The 18,703-nt window shown below is 41.7% G+C and carries 14 protein-coding genes; 13 read left to right on the top strand and 1 reads right to left on the bottom strand.

All coding sequences use genetic code 11. From position 1 onward, the window contains the following. Window positions 1-239: transposase (locus D1164_RS23015; protein ID WP_147372273.1), on the top strand; the 239-nt coding region annotated here is incomplete at its 5' end. 304 nt (window positions 240-543) lie between these two features. Here the strand turns inward: D1164_RS23015 and D1164_RS23010 are convergent. Further along, window positions 544-1,347: an XRE family transcriptional regulator gene (locus D1164_RS23010; protein WP_119352264.1), complete on the bottom strand. Its 804-nt coding sequence runs from the start codon at window positions 1,345-1,347 to the stop codon at window positions 544-546. A gap of 63 nt (window positions 1,348-1,410) precedes the next feature. Between D1164_RS23010 and D1164_RS23005 the strand changes: the two genes are divergently transcribed. The 12 genes from D1164_RS23005 to D1164_RS22950 all read left to right on the top strand — a co-directional run. Next, complete coding sequence (locus D1164_RS23005; protein WP_119352263.1) at window positions 1,411-2,160, top strand: ImuA family protein; 750 nt, start codon at window positions 1,411-1,413, stop codon at window positions 2,158-2,160. Continuing rightward, entirely contained in the window at window positions 2,153-3,649 is a 1,497-nt protein-coding gene (locus D1164_RS23000; protein WP_119352262.1) for a Y-family DNA polymerase, read from the top strand. Before D1164_RS23005 ends, D1164_RS23000 begins: the two co-directional genes overlap by 8 nt. An 18-nt stretch (window positions 3,650-3,667) precedes the next feature. Further along, window positions 3,668-6,886 carry an error-prone DNA polymerase gene (locus D1164_RS22995; RefSeq protein ID WP_119352261.1) on the top strand — a complete coding sequence of 1,073 codons (3,219 nt, stop codon included), beginning with the start codon at window positions 3,668-3,670 and terminating at the stop codon, window positions 6,884-6,886. A gap of 716 nt (window positions 6,887-7,602) precedes the next feature. Beyond that, the gene (locus tag D1164_RS22990; protein WP_119352260.1) at window positions 7,603-8,187 is read left to right on the top strand and encodes an RNA polymerase sigma-70 factor; all 585 of its coding nucleotides are present in this window, start codon (window positions 7,603-7,605) and stop codon (window positions 8,185-8,187) included. Between the two features lie 197 nt (window positions 8,188-8,384). Continuing rightward, window positions 8,385-9,425 carry a FecR family protein gene (locus tag D1164_RS22985; RefSeq protein ID WP_119352259.1) on the top strand — a complete coding sequence of 347 codons (1,041 nt, stop codon included), beginning with the start codon at window positions 8,385-8,387 and terminating at the stop codon, window positions 9,423-9,425. 200 nt (window positions 9,426-9,625) lie between these two features. Then, on the top strand, window positions 9,626-13,075 hold the full coding sequence (locus D1164_RS22980; protein WP_206611098.1) for a TonB-dependent receptor: 3,450 nt from the start codon (window positions 9,626-9,628) through the stop codon (window positions 13,073-13,075). Window positions 13,076-13,087: 12 nt separating this feature from the next. Beyond that, on the top strand, window positions 13,088-14,803 hold the full coding sequence (locus tag D1164_RS22975) for a RagB/SusD family nutrient uptake outer membrane protein (RefSeq protein WP_119352257.1): 1,716 nt from the start codon (window positions 13,088-13,090) through the stop codon (window positions 14,801-14,803). Window positions 14,804-14,941: 138 nt separating this feature from the next. Next, window positions 14,942-16,372, top strand: a complete 1,431-nt coding sequence (locus D1164_RS22970) for a Gfo/Idh/MocA family protein (RefSeq protein WP_119352256.1) — start codon at window positions 14,942-14,944, stop codon at window positions 16,370-16,372. Window position 16,373: 1 nt separating this feature from the next. Further along, window positions 16,374-16,559, top strand: coding sequence for a hypothetical protein (locus D1164_RS22965; protein WP_119352255.1), 186 nt, complete (start codon window positions 16,374-16,376; stop codon window positions 16,557-16,559). After that, window positions 16,556-17,575, top strand: coding sequence for a carbon-nitrogen hydrolase family protein (locus tag D1164_RS22960; RefSeq protein ID WP_119352254.1), 1,020 nt, complete (start codon window positions 16,556-16,558; stop codon window positions 17,573-17,575). The genes D1164_RS22965 and D1164_RS22960 overlap by 4 nt, the downstream gene beginning before the upstream one ends. A gap of 107 nt (window positions 17,576-17,682) precedes the next feature. Beyond that, on the top strand, window positions 17,683-18,402 hold the full coding sequence (locus D1164_RS22955; RefSeq protein ID WP_147372272.1) for a hypothetical protein: 720 nt from the start codon (window positions 17,683-17,685) through the stop codon (window positions 18,400-18,402). 17 nt (window positions 18,403-18,419) lie between these two features. Next, window positions 18,420-18,703, top strand: a 284-nt coding sequence (locus D1164_RS22950) for a hypothetical protein (RefSeq protein WP_147372271.1), incomplete at its 3' end; no start/stop codon positions are given.

Below are 18,703 nucleotides of genomic sequence, written 5' to 3'. Positions count from 1 at the left end.
TGAAGAACTCTTTAATGTTGATTCAGGACAAAATCCTGCTTCGCAAAAGAGCTCTGGTCGAAACAGTAAACGATGAATTGAAAAATATCTGTCAAATCGAACATACCAGGCATCGTAGCTTTGAAAATTTTCTGACAAACTTACTTTCAGGTCTGATAGCTTATTCCTTTCTGCCTAAAAAACCTACCCTTAGAATGGAAGAAGTTATTGACCAGAAGCAAAGTTGTACGTTAGCTTAGCTCGAACTGACGTTATTATTAGCAAAATTTTATCTTTTGTTGAAACCTATATTAATGGAGTAGGCGGAAACTAACGACACTGTTTATTGGATAAGTCAGACTAGCGTGGTCACTCGTTTTCGCATATTAGGTATAGGTTGGAGATGTTGCATGAAAATTAGTTCAGTATCCCTCCTAAACGAAAGTTCGGGTAAGACTATTTAAAAATTATTATTAGAATCTTTTCTCAATCAATTTTTTTAAAATTGACTTCGTTAACCAGCTTGCTATATAGTGATTTGAAATATTTTTCATATTACATTGGTTAGTCCTTTCTGATTTTTTCTTCTAGTTTTTTTATCGCTTCCAAAATAGTTGCCATTTCAGAGCGTGCTTCAGGAAATTCCCTGCTGGTATAAGCATAAAACCGCCAAATTTCCATTACATCACCGGATTCTACCAGGTAAGGTTTGTATTCTGGGTTAAGCGATTTTAGCAAAATAGTCCCGTTTTTATTTACTGTTACCATTTTGAATACAAAATCCTGCTGTCCTTTCAGGATAACAATACAGGGAGTATCAGGTCGCATAGTTGTCCAGTCCGGTACATATTGTGCAATGATGTCGCTACCTTCAGGAACAGGTAGCATGGAATCCCCGGTGGAGGGAAAAATACGAAAAGTACCTTGCGTGGGCAGGTTGGGAACCGAATATTTGGGAAGACCTGCAATAAACTCCGGGTCGTTGTAACCGGCCATATAACCGGCTTTGGCTTTTACCGGTACATATTCCACATTTTCGTTGTTCGACTGGTCTACAGAAATTGCCAATACCCGCAGGTTTCCACCGCGAATGTAAACATCGTTCCCGCTTTCCAGTTCCCGCATTTTTAACTCTCCTAATTTTGAAAGGTCGACTTTTAGTAATGTGTCGATGCTTATTTTAAAAAAATCAGAGAAGTTAAGATAGTCTTCCGGTTGTGGTGATTTGGTATTGCCGGCTTCAATAGCAGCAATTTTTGCACGGGTTAATCCCAATCTTGACGCAAGAGATTCCTGGCTTATTTTTTTTCGTTCCCGAAGAAATTTGATGTTCCCGGCAAAAAATATTTTTTGTGTTTTCGCATTCATTTGTTATATTTATAAACAATGAATTGTTATTGAAAGTAACAAATTTAGCAATATTTTTTGATTATGAAAGAGTTGACCGGGAAAAATGAAATTATCAGGCAACTGAAAGAGAAGATACTTGTGATAGAGGGATTCAGTAGCGGAGGGGATGCCCGGTATCTTGATTTTGGATTGGGGCCAATAAATAACTCGTTTCCGGGTGGTATTTTCCCTGTTGGTGCAATTCATGAATTTGTAAGTCCTACGGAAGCTTGTTTTGCTGCAGCAAATGGTTTTATATCGGGGCTATTAAATACGTTTCAGAAAAAAGGGGGTGTTTGTATGTGGATAAGTACGGGGCGAAAACTTTTTCCCCCAGTCCTGAAGTTTTTTGGGATCGAGCCACATCGTATTATATTCATTGATGTTAAGCGGGACAAAGAGGCGCTTTGGGTTACAGAGCAAGCCCTAAAATGCAACTCACTTGCGGCTGTGGTTACTGAACTGCGAAATGTCAGTTTTGCCGAGTCAAGGAGGTTGCAGTTGGCTGTAGGAGAGAGTAAGGTTACTGGTTTTTTGCACCGCCATCATCCGTACATAAACAATACCTTGTCCTGTGTGTCCCGGTGGCAGGTCAATCCCGTGGCAAGCAGGTTGCCCGAAGGGCTTCCCGGGGTAGGATTTCCGCGATGGGAAGTAGAACTAATAAAGATGCGTAACGGTAAGCCCGGCACATGGCAGATTGAATGGCTGGATGGAACATTCAGATACCTCCCCGTTCAAAAACAAATTGTTTCGGATTCAACGATAGCAAAAAAAGAAAGATATGCATAAGCGTTATATGTCTGTATGGTTTCGTTATTTTGCTACCGACAGGATGGTCCGGTTGCATCCTGAACTAAAAGATAAACCTTTTCTTTTATATGCCCCGGAACGTGGCAGGATGGTGGTTAAAGCTTCCAGCCAGGCTTTAACCAGAGAAGGTGTAATGCCCAGTATGGTGGTGGCCGATGTAAGGGCCATATTACCTTCTGTTGAAGTATATCCCGAAGAACCAGACGTACAGGAGAAGCATCTGGCAGATATTGCAGAATATTGCTTCCGTTATACGCCTGTTGTTGCTACCGATCCTTCGGATGGGCTGATACTGGATATATCGGGATGTGCCCATTTGTGGGGAGGGGAACTTCCTTATCTAAAAGCAATCACAACCCGTTTTCAGAAAGGCGGATATGAGGTTCGTGCTGCAATAGCCGATACAATTGGCACAGCATGGGCGGTTGCACGGTATGGAAGAAATAGTCCAATCGTGGATTCGGGTAAACAAACTGAAGCGCTTTTCTTCTTGCCTCCAACTGCTTTACGGTTGGACAGTACAACACTGGAACGTATGAGGAAATTAGGGTTCAGGGAAATCGGGCAGTTTATTCCTATTCCCCGGACAAACCTGCGCCGGCGCTTTGGTGATAACTTACTAACCCGTTTGGGACAGGCTCTGGGAACAGAACATGAAATGTTAAACCCGATCCATCCGGCCCCGGTTTATCAGGAACGTTTACCTTGTTTGGAGCCTATCCGAACAGCTAAAGGGATTAAAATTGCGCTCAGGCATTTGCTGGAAACTTTGTGTGAACGCTTTTTCAGGGAAGGAAAAGGCATGCGCACGGGTATTTTAAAAGGATATCGAATTGACGGGGAAACTGTGCAAATCAGTATTGGTACCAACAGGGCATCCCGGAATGCAGCCCACCTGTTTAAGCTGTTTGAACTTAAAATACCTGAGATAGAACCAGCTCTTGGTATCGAACTATTTACACTGGAAGCTACATTGGTTGAAGATGTCAGTGAAACACAGGAAGCCTTGTGGAATACCGGGGGCAACAACCCCAAAGCCATTGCTGAACTATTGGACAATATTGCCGGAAAAGTAGGCATGCAGGCTATTCACCGCTATTTCCCGCAGGAACATTACTGGCCGGAGAACTCTGTGAAGGAAGTCAACTCCCTTGAAGAACAGCCCGAAACGGATTGGCGCACGGATCGCCCCAGACCACTTCATCTTTTGCCCAGGCCCGAACCCGTAGAAGTTATGGTTGTACTTCCTGATTATCCTCCGTTACATTTTCGGTACAGGGGAAATATTATCCGGGTTGCTAAAGCTGACGGACCGGAAAGAATAGAACAGGAATGGTGGCTTCAAACAGGGCCGCCAAGAGATTATTATTGTGTGGAAGGTGAAGACGGCGCACGCTATTGGTTATTCCGGCTGGGTTTGTATGGGAGCGAAAAGCCCCGCTGGTTTCTTCACGGATTTTTTGTTTGACAGAGAAAGGAGAAAGTGATGATTTACACAGAATTACAGGTAACCACAAATTTTTCATTTCTTCGTGGTGGATCGCATCCGGAGGAAATTGTTGAGCGGGCAGCTGAACTGGGATACAAAGCAGTAGCAGTTACCGACCGTAACACACTTGCCGGTATTGTCAGGGCTCATGTGGCAGCGCGGGAAAACAACATCCGTTTTATTCCCGGTTGTCATCTCGAATTGCTGGATGGGCCCGACCTGCTGGCTTATCCGACAAATAAATCAGCTTATTCCAATTTAACCGGATTGCTTACTGAAGGCAACCTTCGGGCTGAAAAAGGGGAGTGTTACCTGTACCGGGCAGATGTTTTTAAGTATCGTACAGGCATAAAATTTATTGCTGTTCCTCCTGCATCACTCAAGGAAGATTTTACTATTGAACCAGCATTTGTTAAGGCTTTGGAAGAATATAAGGGAGTGTTGGGAGATGAACTTTATCTCGGGGCAAATTTTTCTTACCATGGTGATGACCATAAGAAATTATTTCGGCTGTTTCAATTAGGGGAACGTTTAAATATTCCGGTGGTTGCAAGTAATAATGTGTACTATCATGTGCCTGAGCGGCGGGAGTTGCAGGATATCCTGACCTGTGTCCGAGAAAAATGTGCCATTCATACTGCTGGTTTTAAACTTCATCAGAATGCAGAACGTTACCTGAAATCGGCCAAAGAAATGCAACGTCTTTTCCGGGATTATCCAAAAGCAATATATCATGCACAGGAAATAGCCGATGCCTGCCGGTTTTCGCTCGATGAATTAAAATACCTCTACCCGGAAGAAATTACCAGTGAAGGACGGACACCAATGGAAGAATTAATCTATCTGACATGGAAAGGCGCCAATGAGCATTTTGGCAATAAGATTCCTGAAAAAATTAAAACCACTATTGAAATGGAACTGGAATTTATCGGGCGGAAAGATTATGCCTCCTATTTCCTGACGGTATACGATTATGTGCGTGAAGCCAGAAAAAGGGGAATTTTGTGCCAGGGACGCGGTTCTGCAGCCAACTCAGTTGTTTGTTATTGCCTTGGTATTACCTCTGTTAATCCTTCCAAAGTTAATTTGTTGTTTGCGCGTTTTATGAGTGACGAGCGCAACGAACCACCCGATATTGATGTGGATTTTGAACATGAACGGCGCGAAGAGATTATGCAATATATCTATGAAAAATACGGGCGCGACCGGGCGGGTATTGTTGCAACCGTGACCCAGGTGCACTGGAAAGGGGCCGTGCGTGATGTAGGAAAAGCAATGGGACTGTCTACCGATACCATCAATGTGCTTTCCAAGTCGGCATATGAGTTTACCGAGGATTGGTTTGGAGGGAAATCTTCACAGAGCAGTTTTAATGTTAAAGACCCTCTCCTGCGCAAGGTGGTGAAACTTACGCTGCAGTACAGGGGTTTTCCCCGGCAATTGGGGCAACATACGGGTGGCTTCGTAATTACACGTAGTAAATTGCATGAATTATGTCCGATTCTGAATGCGCGTATGGAAAACCGTACCTGTGTGGAATGGAATAAGGATGATATTGAAGCTTTGGGTTTTATGAAAGTTGATGTACTTGCACTTGGAATGCTGACCTGTATTCATAAGGCTTTTGACCTGGCTAAACAGCATTATGGTTTGAATCTGACTTTAGCCAACATTCCCCAGGATGATCCCAAAGTGTATGATATGGTTGGCCATGCCGACACTATCGGGGTTTTTCAGATTGAAAGCCGGGCACAAATGTCGATGCTTCCACGTTTGAAACCCCGTAATTTTTATGATTTGGTGATTGAAGTGGCGATTATGCGCCCCGGGCCCATTCAGGGAGATATGGTGCATCCTTATTTAAAGAGACGTAATGGCGAAGAACCGGTGAAATATCCATCAAAAGAGTTGGAAAATATTTTAGGGCGTACCCTGGGGGTTCCGTTATTCCAGGAGCAGGCAATGGAAATTGCCATTGTAGCTGCTGGTTTTACACCTGCCGAAGCCGATGGCTTGCGCCGGAGTATGGCAACTTTTAAAGCCAAAGGCAAAGTGAGCCAATACCGCGAGAAACTAATCACGGGAATGATGAAAAAAGGCTATAAAAGGGAGTTTGCAGAACGCGTTTTTAAACAGATTGAAGGTTTTGGAAGTTATGGATTCCCCGAAAGCCATGCGGCCAGTTTTGCTTTGCTTGTGTATATTTCTTCCTGGATTAAATGTTATTATCCCGATGTTTTTGCTGCGGCTTTGCTGAACAGTCAGCCCATGGGATTTTACCGGCCGGCTCAAATTGTTATCGATGCCCGCAGACACGGTGTAAAAGTACGACCGGTAGATATAAATTATTCTCACTGGGATAATACACTGGAAGAAAAGAATGGCCGCTATTATGCTATACGTTTGGGATTCCGGCAGGTAAAGGGACTCCGGCAGGATGAAATGAAGCTACTTGTGAAAAAACGGTTTGTATTTTATAAAAATAGTAATGAATTGCTTGATGTTGGCATTTCCCCTTTTGCATTGGAACGACTTGCTGATGCCGATGCTTTTCGTTCTGTTGGCCTTGATAGGAGGCAGGCGCTATGGGAAGTTTCTGCTTTGTATGATCACCCAACAGGAGTATTTACCGGGACACCTTCAGAAAGTATAAAAGAGGGAATAACCGAATTGCCAGCAATGACTTCCGGGGAACATGTAATACAGGATTATGCCAGCACTTCGTTGTCGTTAAAAGCCCACCCGGTTAGTTTTGTCAGGAGAAAGCTGGACAAAATGAAAGTAACACCTGCATCCGAATTAGGAAAACAGAAGAATGGCGGGTTTGTAAAGGTTTGCGGACTGATAACTGTCCGGCAGCGTCCTTCAACAGCCAAAGGTGTTATATTTATTACCATTGAGGATGAAACGGGTTTTTCTAACCTGGTGGTTTGGGCAAAAATTTTTGAAAAATACCGCAAAATAATTTTGCAATCGCGCTTGCTTATGGTTGCCGGTAAATTGCAAATTGAAGGGGAGGTTATTCATGTGGTTGCCCACTCTTGTTTTAATCTGAATGAACTGGTCGATTTGGAAGCGGAGGGACGTAATCTCGGTTCTATGAGTAAGCCTGTAGATTCAGATAAAAATGATAGTAGCGAAGTTTCGGGGAACAGAACGGATCGTAAAATTAAAGTGGTTCAGGGCGAGCTTTTCCCATCAAGAGATTTTAAATAATAAAATAATAGACTTGATTAGCACTCCTTTGATGGTATTGTATTATAACTCGCAATCTTTCTTTTAGGTTTTAGTGATTATAAAACTGAATATTTTAGTGTTAAATAAAAATTTCATCTCACCTTTGTACCTCCAGCCTCTTCATTCCAGTCATTCGTTCCTCACTCCCTGCAATCAGAAGCTTCCGGTACCCCTCGCAAGAGTAACTCTTTCATTTCGCTAAATCACCCTAAACCGGGTTGAACCGCTCTCTGTCGTTACACTTGCCTTTGCCCACACGCTTAAAAACCCTAACCCGTACCGACGGGGAGTGCTTGGTATACGTTGAATAACTTGCGTTTCGAATTATCTGCCGGAACTTTTATTGTCCTGGAATATCCCACTGGGAAATGTTACTTCTGCTGATGTTTATTTTGTCAGATGAAAAGAAGTTCTGAGCAGTAAGAAATAAATAAAAATGGAAACCATAAAAGAAAGGAGGAAAATGAGCTAGCAAACAAAAATTCAGCATAGATGACTATTGAAAACTACCAATCGAGTTTTCAATAGTCCATAAGAATCATCAAATGAAATTATTTTTAAAATAAAAAATATCTCTTAGGTTAAAGTAAAATCTGTTCAATAGGTTCATACGTTAAACAATAATTAGCTTCATAGAAGGGTTGTGGGGGGAATTTAACCGTTTTTTTTATCTTCGTTTCATAATTATACTTAGAATGGAATTAAACAAAGCTTCCGATTACGATTTAGTAGAAGAACTCCGAAGGGGTGATTTAGAAGCTTTTGACCAGATTTTTAAAAAGTATGGAGATAGGTTGTTTGGGTTTGCATTAACCTATTTAAAATCAAGAGAAGAGGCAGAAGAGCTTGTTCAGGATGTATTTTTGAAGATATGGAGCAACAGAAAAAACCTAAAAAAAGTATCATCACTTAAGTCTTATCTTTTTACAATAGCCTATCATAATATGTGCAGGCTTTTTAGGGAAAAACAGATCCATGAAAAATACTCTAAAGAAATAGCTTTTTTGGGAAAGCAAGCAGCTAATCTGGAAGAGCAACTGGAATACAAATCAACACTTGAGCAAGTGGATCGTCTAATCGAAAAGTTGCCTGAAAAACAAAAGATTATATTCATAAAAAGCAGGAGGGAGGGAAAAACTAGTAAAGAAATTGCAGATGAAATGAACCTTTCTCCTGGCACAGTTGATAATCAGATTTCAGCTGCAATAAGATTCTTACGTGAACATATTTCAGATACTAGTTTTGCCCTTTTGCTTTACTTTGAAATTTTCATGCTGTAAATTAAAAACTGTAAGTCGCACTGAATGTGTTGATTGATGTTAAAAGATGAATTAATTCAAAAAAAAACATTATTTTTTCGTGAGATTGTTTCTGATTGTGGCTACTACTAAAGTAGAAAGAACCTAATTTTTTTGTTTCTAGATTAGTTAGTTCAAAAATCCTCCTTTAAAAAGGTGGGTTTTATAAAAGAATGTGAATGATCAAACAATCAGACATAGAAAGACTGCATCGTTTTGCCAAGGGTTTGTCCAATAGGGAAGAAGATCAGTACATTTATGCCTTCTTTTCAGAGAATGAGGAAAATAGGGAATTCAAACAATATATTCTGCAAAAATTTGATGAATATGTTAAAAGTGATTTGGACGAAGTCTATGACCTATCTTATTTACTTGACCGTATTCATCATATTATTCATAAAAATGGAAGTAGGCAAAAACCTACAATGGTAAAGAGAATTTACCAGTGGTATTCAATAGCAGCAGCTGTATTGCTAATCCCAATATTAATTGCAGGTGGCATTTGGATTACAGAACAAAGTCGGAAAGAAACTATTGTGTCAGAAATTCCCATGACATCCGTGTTGTTTGCACCGATGGGATCAAGAATTAGTTTTTCCCTTCCTGATGGTACTGAAGGGTGGCTAAATAGTGGTTCTTCTCTGAAATATACTGTTCCTTTTGCCTCAACCAGACAAGTCACTCTAATGGGGGAAGCATGGTTTGATGTTGCTCATGATAGCAATCATCCTTTTGAAATTGCAGCAGGTCAATCGAAGGTGAAAGTACTCGGAACAAAATTCAACCTAAATGCTTATCCCGATGAAAAATACGTTGAAGTAGTACTGGAAGAAGGTAAGGTTGAATTTACAGTACCCGGGCGTACATCGCCTATTGAAATGAAACCTGATGAACGATTGGTTTTTAAGGATGGAGCTATAAATATTAATAAAACCGAAGCTGCAAAATATGCTGCATGGAAAGAAGGTAAACTGGTTTTTCGGGGTGACTCAATGGCTGAAGTTGCCCGACGTATTGAAAGATGGTATAACGTTGAAGTGGAATTGGTTGATAGAGAGCTGGAAAATTATGTAATCAGGGGAACTTTTCATGACGATTCGCTGGAAGAAGTTTTCCGATACCTTAGCATGACTTCACCAATTCGTTACCGGATTACAGACAGAAAAATGCTTGCCGATGGAACATGGCAAAAACAAAAAATACTTCTCTACAAAAAATAATTGACAATTCGAATTAAACTAAAACTAACAACAATGAAACTACGTGACGGACCATAACTAAAAAAAGGAAATCGCTCCAACAATTTCCTTCAAAAAAAACTTTTTCAAATTTTTTTAATAATTAACAGTTCAAATTTATGAAAAAAAATAGATTTTTTTATGAATGTAATTTTTATTTTTTAACGAAAACATTCAGAATCATGCGAATTACAGTATTTCTTGTGCTCGTTTCAATCCTTCAAACCTTCGCAAATGATGCCTATTCTCAAAAAACCAGGCTTTCGCTTGATTTTCCAGGAACAAAACTGGTTGATGTGCTTGATGAGATTGAAAATAAGACAGAGTTTTATTTTCTTTTCAACGAAAAACTTATTGATACCGACCGAAAGATAAATATGTCTGTAAAGAATGAGAAAATTGGTGAAATACTTGATCAATTATTTGCAAGTACTGATGTGGTTTACACAATCACCGACCGGAAAATTATACTTGCACCCTCGTTTTTATCTGAAAATGAGCAACAGCAAAATCCCATCACCGGAACCGTTACCGACGAAGCGGGCCAACCATTACCCGGAGTTACCGTTGTGGTAAAAGGCACTACCCAAGGCACTGTAACAAATGCCGACGGGAACTACTCTCTCTCAAATATTCCCGATGACGTCACTCTGGTGTTTTCGTTTGTGGGAATGCGGACACAGGAAGTGGTTGTTGGAAACCAAACCTCGATTAATATAATAATGGAAGAAGAAACTATCGGAATGGAAGAGGTTGTAGTTGTGGGTTACGGTACACAGAAAAAAATAAATTTAACCGGTTCTGTTGATGTTGTTGCAGGGGAAAAACTTGAAAACAGGCCCAACCAAAATGTGGGAGAGCTTTTAAAAGGTACTTCACCAAATCTGAATATTGTTATGAGTGAACGTGGGGGCGAGCCAGGCGCTGAACCAAAATGGAACATCAGGGGGATGGGTTCAATTAGTGGTAATGATTCTCCGCTAATTTTAGTTGATGGTGTAGAAATGGATATAAATAACTTAGATCCTCAAAACATCGAAAGCGTATCCGTTCTGAAAGATGCGTCTGCTTCGGCAATTTATGGTGCACGGGCTCCTTTTGGAGTAGTTTTGATAACGACTAAGAGGGGGAAGAAAGACGGAAGGATGAGTGTTAAGTATTCCAACAATCTGTCATTCGACACTAAACTTGGAATACCGGATATGGAAAATTCATTAGTTTATGCTACAGCCTATAACCAGGCCTACGCCAATGCAGGGCAACCTCCTATGTTTTCTGATGAACACATAGAAAGGATTAAAGGTTATCTGGACGGGACTTATCAATCCGAATATAATCCGGATGATCCAACAAACTCCATTTGGAGCGGAAGACGGCAAGGTAATGCAAATAATAATTGGCCGGATATAATGTTAAAAGACTTTAAATTTGACCAAAAACATACCCTTGATCTAAGTGGAGGAGATGAAAAAACCCAGTATTACGCTTCAATAGGTTATTACGATGAAGGCAGTTTTTATGCCTATGGCTATGACGATTACCAAAGATACAATGCTTTGGCAAATATTACATCGGAAGTTACCGATTGGCTTAAAGTCAGTTTTAACACAAAATATGCGAAGTCTCCTTCTGATTATCCAGAAGGAATAACTTCAGTTGAAAGAATGTATACTTTTAGGGCCCTTTATCAATTCGGTCCCAATACACCTATGTACAATATTAATGGTAGCTTGTATCAACCCATATTGAGGAATTTGGAAGATGCCGGAAGGATTGTGACAGAAAATGATGACTTCTGGCTCGCACTTAAGACCGATTTAGAACCGGTAAGAGGATGGGTAACAAGTGTTTCATATGATTATAACCTGTCAGGGCGAGAAGTAAACTCAAATCCAAAACCGGTATGGGTAGAACTTGGAAACGGCAGGTTTGGTAATGTCGGGAAACCAAGTGACTCTTATGAAGCAATTTTTTCCCGTTCCCCTTATACGTTGTTTAATACCATAACTTCCTTTGAAAAAACAATTAAAAACCACTATTTTAAAGTATTGGTTGGTTATGAACAAGAAGAAAAAATTTATTCGTCACTTAATGGAAGGGGAGAAAGTTTAATTACGGAGGAAGTACCATCGATAAGTACTACACTCGGGGCAACTTCAGTTGATGATACAAAATGGGATTGGTCAACACAAGGTGTTTTTGGCCGTTTGAATTATAACTACAAGGAAAAATACCTGTTAGAATTTAGTGCGCGCTACAATGGGTCGTCCAGGTTTGCACCAGAAGACAGGTGGGGGTTTTTCCCATCGGTTTCTGCCGGATATAACATTTCAAAGGAAAACTTCTGGGAAACAATTGGATCAGTTGTAAACAGGTTAAAGATAAGAGGGTCTTACGGGGCATTGGGAAATCAGAACGTGGCCAGTTACTTATACATCTCAAGTATTCCTGTTTACAACGAACTCCAATGGATTTTAGGTGGTGAACGGCCTGTATATGCATTAGCACCCGCTTTAACCAGTGACGGATTAACATGGGAAAAAATAACGACAATGGATTTTGGCCTTGATGCCGGATTTTTTAACGACCGATTAGATTTTGTTTTTGACTGGTTTGAGAGAATAACTACCGATATGTTTGGCCCACAGCCAACACTTCCATATACTTTAGGTGCAAGCGCGCCACAGGCTAATAATGCTTCGTTGTCAACCAAAGGCTTTGAAATTACATTAAGCTGGGAAGATAGGATATCGTCTGACTTTTCATATAATGTCCGAATTAGCCTTGGTGATAACAAAACAACAATCCTAAAATACAGGAATGATAATGGATTTATTGACAACTGGTATGAAGGGAAAGAGGTTGGTGAAATCTGGGGGTTTATTTCCGATGGGTTAATTCAAACCGAGGGTGAAGAAATGCCAGACCAGTCTGAATTATATTCTAAGTGGGGGCCGGGAGATATAAAATACAAAGACCTTTCCGGCGATGGTAAAATCAGTACAGGGACAAGGACGCTTGGCGACCATGGAGATTTAATCGTTATTGGGAACAGTACTCCTAGGTACAATATTGGTATTAATGCTGGGTTCAACTGGGAAAATTTTGATTTCTCCATGTTCTGGCAAGGCATAGGCAAACGCGATTATTTCCCAAGAAGTTCAGTATATGGCGCTGCTAATGCACATTTTTGGGGGCTGGTTAGAGTATGGGCTAGTTCCGAGGTATTAAAGGGTTCACCGGTTTTGGATTACTGGCGGCCTGCCGATGAAACAAATATGTTTGGTCCCAATACCGATGCTTATTTTCCAAAACCTTATTTCAGCAATGAAAATAATAAAAATGTTCAGGTACAATCCCGGTATTTGCTTAATGCAGCTTATTTACGGTTAAAAAATATTCAGGTAGGATATACTGTTCCGCGGCATCTTTCAAATAAGGTTTACGTCCAAAATGCAAGGATATATATTTCAGGGGAAAACCTGATATCGTTAACAAGTCTTCCAAAATCACTTGATCCTGAAACATCTATTTCATCAGAATTAAGTGAGGGGGGCTACTTTCGTGGGGCATCCTCATTAGTTTATCCTATAGCAAGATCCTTTTCAATAGGTCTGAACTTAACATTTTAAAACATTAGCATTATGAAAAATATTAAAATAGTTATTGGTTTTATTGCATTGATTATCTTCGGTGCATGCAATGAAGACTTTTTGGACAAGAGACCATTGGATAAAGTCGGATCAGTTGACTTTTTTAAAAGTCCCAAAGACCTTGAGGCTTATGTGAATCAATTTTATTCTTTTGATGTAGTGACGAGTATATGGGGTTCGGATTATAGTACCGATAACCAAATTTCAAGGGACATTAGCACTTTACTGGAAGGAACCAACATTATTGGCGACGCCGTTAGTCCTAATTTTAATCAGGTAAGGAGTATCAACTATTTCTTAGATAATTACAAACGGATTGAAGAAAATGCCGAACTTGAAGAGTATCAGCAATATTTAGGCGAAGCTTATTTTTTCAGGGCCCGCATTTATTTTAACCTGTTATCGACCTACGGAGCTATTCAATGGTATTCGAATGAAGTTGGGACAGAATCAGAGGAGCTTTATAAACCAAGGGATCCGAGAAACGTTGTGGCTGACAATATCATTGCTGACCTGGATAAAGCGGCTATGTACCTTACAGCGGATAAAACTGATGGCGCTTCGCGTATTAACAAATGGATGGCCCTTTTATTGCAAAGCAGGGTTGCACTATTTGAAGGTACCTGGGAAAAATACCACAATGGGACCCCGTTCGGAGTAAATGATTCGGATCCTGATAAATATCTTAACAAAGTTGTTGAGGCTACCACGGCAATTATGAATTCGGGGTTATATGACCTCTACTCAACCGGTGAACCAAACTCTGATTATTATCACCTGTTTAATTTACGGGACTATTCATCGAATGAGGAGGTAATGTTTTGGAGGAAATATGTCCCGGAATTAGGAAAAGGTGAGCCGTGGCATAATTGGAGTAAAAATTACCGTATGTCCACGGTCGATGGACATTCGGTAACAAAAGGAATGGCTGATTCATATTTGTGCACCGATGGTAACCCAATATCGGGCAACCCACTTTTCAAAGGATACACCACACTTAGTGACGAAATGCAAAACCGCGACCCAAGGTTTTATCAATCCATTGCACCCCCGGATGCACCATGGAAAGTCGGGGACGGTACAACACAAAACTGGAGTGAAGTTTATGACAAGCTCAATTCGGGAACAGAGTATCATTCCCCTTCCGGTTACATTCTCCGGAAAAGTTATAATGAAAATTTGATTTACCACGCGTATAATGTTGAAGAAACCCCGGGCATTATTTACAGGTATGCCGAAGTATTGCTCAATTTTGCCGAAGCAAAGGCTGAATTAGGGACAATAACCCAGGATGATATAAATATTTCTATTAGGAAACTTAGAGACAGGGTTGGCATGCCAAATTTGGTTCTTGCAGATATTACCATTGATCCTGAGTGGGATTTCCCGGATCTGTCTTCCAGAATTAATGAAATCAGGAGGGAACGGCGGGTTGAACTTCTCGCTGAGGGTTTTCGGTTGTTTGATTTAAGGCGCTGGGCTGCTTTCGATGAGGTAATTGTTGGGAAACGCCCCAAAGGATTTCTTGCTTCTCAAATTGGGGAGAACCCTTATCCTGTTGATGAGGATGGATTCCTCGACCCATACCAGGATATTATTCCTAATGGTTATGCCTTTAAAATTGATCGTGATTATCTTAATGCCATACCTAAGAGTCAGCTTGAGTTAAATCCAAATCTGACCCAAAATCCTGGCTGGAATGAATAACGATTAGTTTTTATTACAACCTGCTGTCAATTTATAATTCAGCAGCAGGTTGTATATTCCCTTGTGAGTATATAAATACCATGGTAAAACTACCATCTTCGTAGAATTAATTTTTAGAATACAATTCTATAATCAACTATGAAACGCAGAAAATTTTTTCATATCACCTCAGTGAGCGTTGCCGGGCTGGGGCTGGCAGCTTCCTGCTCTAACGGCAAAACCCCTGCCGACACAAAAAGAGGCGGAGGGCAGGTTATAAAAGAAATACCCGGATACCGTAAAAACGTGAATTCCGAATTACCGAAGGACAACCAAAAAAGTGCGAACGACACAGTTGTATTGGCATTGATCGGGGCAGGCGCCCATGGGATCAACCTTACACTCCAGGCAGCCAAGCTCAATGAAAATATACGCTTCAAGTATATTTGCGACGTGGACGACACGCGTGGGGGTCTTGCCATTTCGGAGCTGAAAAAAATGCAGGGTTTTGAGCCGGTGCGCACAAGAGACATGCGCAAGGTTTTTGACGACAAGGAAATTGATGGCGTAATCATCGCCACGCCAGGGCAGTGGCATGCCCTGGCCACGGTTTGGGCCTGTCAGGCAGGGAAAGATGTTTACGTGGAAAAAGCCATAAGCCTCAGCATCCACGAGGGACAGCAGATGGCCCTGGCAGCCCAAAAATACGGCCGTGTGGTACAGTGCGGCACACAAAACAGGAGTGCCGAATATGCCTTCTCTGCAAGGGACTACATAAAAAACGGGGGACTGGGCGACATTACCGCAGTACATGTCAGAGGCCTGTTAAACGGACCCGTGCCTTTCAACGAGAAAGAAGACAGCGCCGCCCCTGAGACTATTGACTGGGACATGTGGCTGGGGCCTGCCCCAAAAGTACCCTATAACCTTTCCCGCAATAAATCGTGGTATTATTACTGGGATTACGGTGTCGGGCTGGCAATGGAAGACATGAGCCATCAGGTTGACCTTGCCCGTTTGGTACTGGGTAACCCCGGCTTACCGAAATCGGTTTATTGCGCGGGGGGCCGTTATTTTTTCAACGACAACAGGGAAACACCGGATTACCAGATGGCAACCTGTGATTTTGGCGATTATGTAATGACATTGCAGGCAGGCGAATGTGCGCCTTATATGGAGAAATCAGGCCCCGGGGTAAGGTTCACTGAGAACTTCCCGGAATGGGGACAAAATGCTACCAGAATTGAAATCCTGGGCACCAAACGGATGATGTATATTGGCCGGATGGGCGGTGGCTGGCAGGTACAGGACAAGGGCGGGGAGATAGTTGCCCAGGAGCCGGGTCTCTACTCGTTGGCCCCCCACCTGAAAAACTATATTGATTGCATACGGACAAGGGAACAGGCCAATGGCGGTATCGCGGAAGGGCATAAAAGTTCAGTACTGATCCATCTTGCCAATTTGTCTTACCGGGCAGGGAACAAACAAATTTTGTTTTCACCGGAATACGAGGCTGTTTTAAACGACAGCAAGGTACAGGAACTGGCAGGGAGGGGCTACCGGAAAGGGTTCGAATTACCGGAGGTTTAATGTGGTTGCAGAAGAAGGGCAAACTTTTGATTTTGAACTGGTCTCCCAATCCATCTGGGACAAGGGGGAAACCCGGGTGGAACCATTATCGGAAGGAATAACCACTGCCATAGATGTTTTTGATGAGTTGTATATAGAGGTTATCCACCCGAAGCCAAAATTGATCGATAAAAATAAGTTACCATGAATAGAATACGTTGTTTTGAATATTGGTTTATCGCCATATTCATTATTGGGTTTGTGGCAAATGATGCGAAGGCGGCAAACTATGTAACTGTGGCCACCATCGGCAACCGGCTGACTGAAGTTGATCAAAGCCAGGGAATGCAAAAAGGAGTAGAGCAGGTCATCGGATTCTGGCAGGCAAAGCTGGAACAAGTACTCCCCGACAAGCCTGATTTAATCGTTTTGCCTGAGCTCTGCGACCGGCCGGCAGGATTAACCAAAGAAAAACTGGATGAATATTATGGGGTAAGAAAAAAGCAGGTACTTGATTTTTTTGCATCGGTCGCGAAAGAAAACCACTGTTACATCATATTCGGCACCAAATGGGAAGCGGAAGATGGTGTTTGGCGGAATTCCAGCATCCTGCTGGACCGGAAAGGAAAGGTGGCTGGAGTCTATCACAAAAATTTCCCGACAATCTGGGAGATAGAAAGCGGGATTGTCCCTGGAAAGGAAGCGACCGTGTTCGAATGCGACTTTGGCACGGTAGCCTGTGCCATCTGCTATGATTTGAACTTCACGGAACTGTGTGAAAGTTATGCCGCCCAAAAGCCTGATATTCTGGCTTTTTCTTCTATGTATCACGGGGGGCTGATGCAGGAATATTGGGCCTACCAATGCCGTTCGTTTTTTGTGGGGGCAACCGGCTTCCGGGACGTTCCTTCGGAAATCCGAAACCCGCTGGGAGAGGTTGTTGGCTCCAACACCAACTATTTTGATTTTACCGTGGCCACCATCAACCTGGACTGTAAGCTTGTCCACCTGGACTACAACATGGACAAACTCACCAAGCTTAAGGAAAAATACGGCAGCAAGGTAATAATAACCGATCCTGGCAGGCTAGGGTCTGTCCTAGTCTCCAGTGAACATGAAAATATCAGTGCTGAAGAAATGATCAAGGAATTTGGTATTGAACTGCTAGATGATTATTTTGAAAGATCACGGGTATTCAGGGAGCAGCGTTTTATTAATAATTGACAATATTTTAAACGTCTTTTGACGGCCGGTACCGATTTACCCGGTGTAAAATGTATGAAAATCCTGAAAAAATATTAATAGCAGGGAATCAAAAATCAAATATAAGGATGAAAAAAAAACTTTTGTGGGGAGGAATAAGTATTGCAGGACTAGTTATTATCGTTCTGGGCTGGGAATTTATCAACACATTGGGTCGTACCCAGTTACAGATAAACATCCACCAGAATAAAGAACTGATTTATCTTTCGACCTTTGCCGAACCACCACAATTTGCCATTTGGTTGGAAGACCCGGAAACACACCGCCTGATGACTGTTTTTGTAACACACCGGGTGGCCGTTGGTGACTGGGAAGGCAAGGCCAATGTTCCGGTAGCGTTGCCCCGCTGGTTTGAATTGTTCAAAGTTAATAAACATGGAGAAGCTGACGCAGAAAAGGTTCCTCCTTTAGTAGTCACCGGGGCTACTCCCAAAGATGATTATTTTTCTGTCAGGGCAGAGGTAAAACCTGGCTCAAAATGGATTTGCTGGGTGGAGATGAATTTGGCAGGAGATTTTAACGATGCTTTTCCACAGGAGGATATTCAAAATTTCAAGGTTGATGAGTTTAGCAACGGTCAGCCTGCCTTACTTTATTGGGCAGAGGTTAAAGCCGAGGAAGGCCGTGTCTTTGATTTTGAGTTGGCTGGGAAATCCATTTGGGACAACGGGAAAACAAGAGTTGAATCTGTCTCCGAAGGGATTACCACAGCCCAGAGTGTATTTGACGAGATGAATATCGAAGTCATCCAGCCAAAACCTAAATTAATTGATAGGAATAGAATGTAATTATAAATTATAAAAAGATGAAAAGGATAATTTTATTTCTATTGCTTCAGTTTGCTGTATTAATAGCAATAGGTTCAGCTAAAACAACGTGGGGTTTTCAACCTTTTTCTATTCCTGGTGACAGCATAATAGTACCGGCAGGCGGAGATATTCAGGCTGCCATTAATAGTTTACCAAACGGCGGTGGCTCCGGTAGTTGGGGTCCTGCATCTGACGGGCATTACCATGTAAAAAATGTAATTATAAAGGACAATGTTATATTCGATTCCAACCGGGGAATTTGTTTTAGCGATCCTGGAGG

This window comes from Mariniphaga sediminis (assembly GCF_003573545.1).
GTDB classification, from domain to species: domain Bacteria; phylum Bacteroidota; class Bacteroidia; order Bacteroidales; family Prolixibacteraceae; genus Mariniphaga; species Mariniphaga sediminis.
The sequence above is the reverse complement of the archived record's forward strand: the minus strand, read 5'-3'. Positions and strand labels throughout refer to the sequence as shown.

Excerpts from the sequence above, each read along its gene's own strand:
- D1164_RS23005 (WP_119352263.1), top strand. The coding sequence starts at position 1,411 with ATGAAAGAGTTGACCGGGAAAAATGAAATTATCAGGCAACTGAAAGAG.
- D1164_RS22960 (WP_119352254.1), top strand. The coding sequence starts at position 16,556 with ATGAATAGAATACGTTGTTTTGAATATTGGTTTATCGCCATATTCATT.
- D1164_RS22955 (WP_147372272.1), top strand. The coding sequence starts at position 17,683 with ATGAAAAAAAAACTTTTGTGGGGAGGAATAAGTATTGCAGGACTAGTT.
- D1164_RS22970 (WP_119352256.1), top strand. The coding sequence starts at position 14,942 with ATGAAACGCAGAAAATTTTTTCATATCACCTCAGTGAGCGTTGCCGGG.
- D1164_RS22980 (WP_206611098.1), top strand. The coding sequence starts at position 9,626 with ATGCGAATTACAGTATTTCTTGTGCTCGTTTCAATCCTTCAAACCTTC.
- D1164_RS22990 (WP_119352260.1), top strand. The coding sequence starts at position 7,603 with ATGGAATTAAACAAAGCTTCCGATTACGATTTAGTAGAAGAACTCCGA.
- D1164_RS22995 (WP_119352261.1), top strand. The coding sequence starts at position 3,668 with ATGATTTACACAGAATTACAGGTAACCACAAATTTTTCATTTCTTCGT.
- D1164_RS23010 (WP_119352264.1), bottom strand. The coding sequence starts at position 1,347 with ATGAATGCGAAAACACAAAAAATATTTTTTGCCGGGAACATCAAATTT.
- D1164_RS23000 (WP_119352262.1), top strand. The coding sequence starts at position 2,153 with ATGCATAAGCGTTATATGTCTGTATGGTTTCGTTATTTTGCTACCGAC.
- D1164_RS22975 (WP_119352257.1), top strand. The coding sequence starts at position 13,088 with ATGAAAAATATTAAAATAGTTATTGGTTTTATTGCATTGATTATCTTC.
- D1164_RS22985 (WP_119352259.1), top strand. The coding sequence starts at position 8,385 with ATGATCAAACAATCAGACATAGAAAGACTGCATCGTTTTGCCAAGGGT.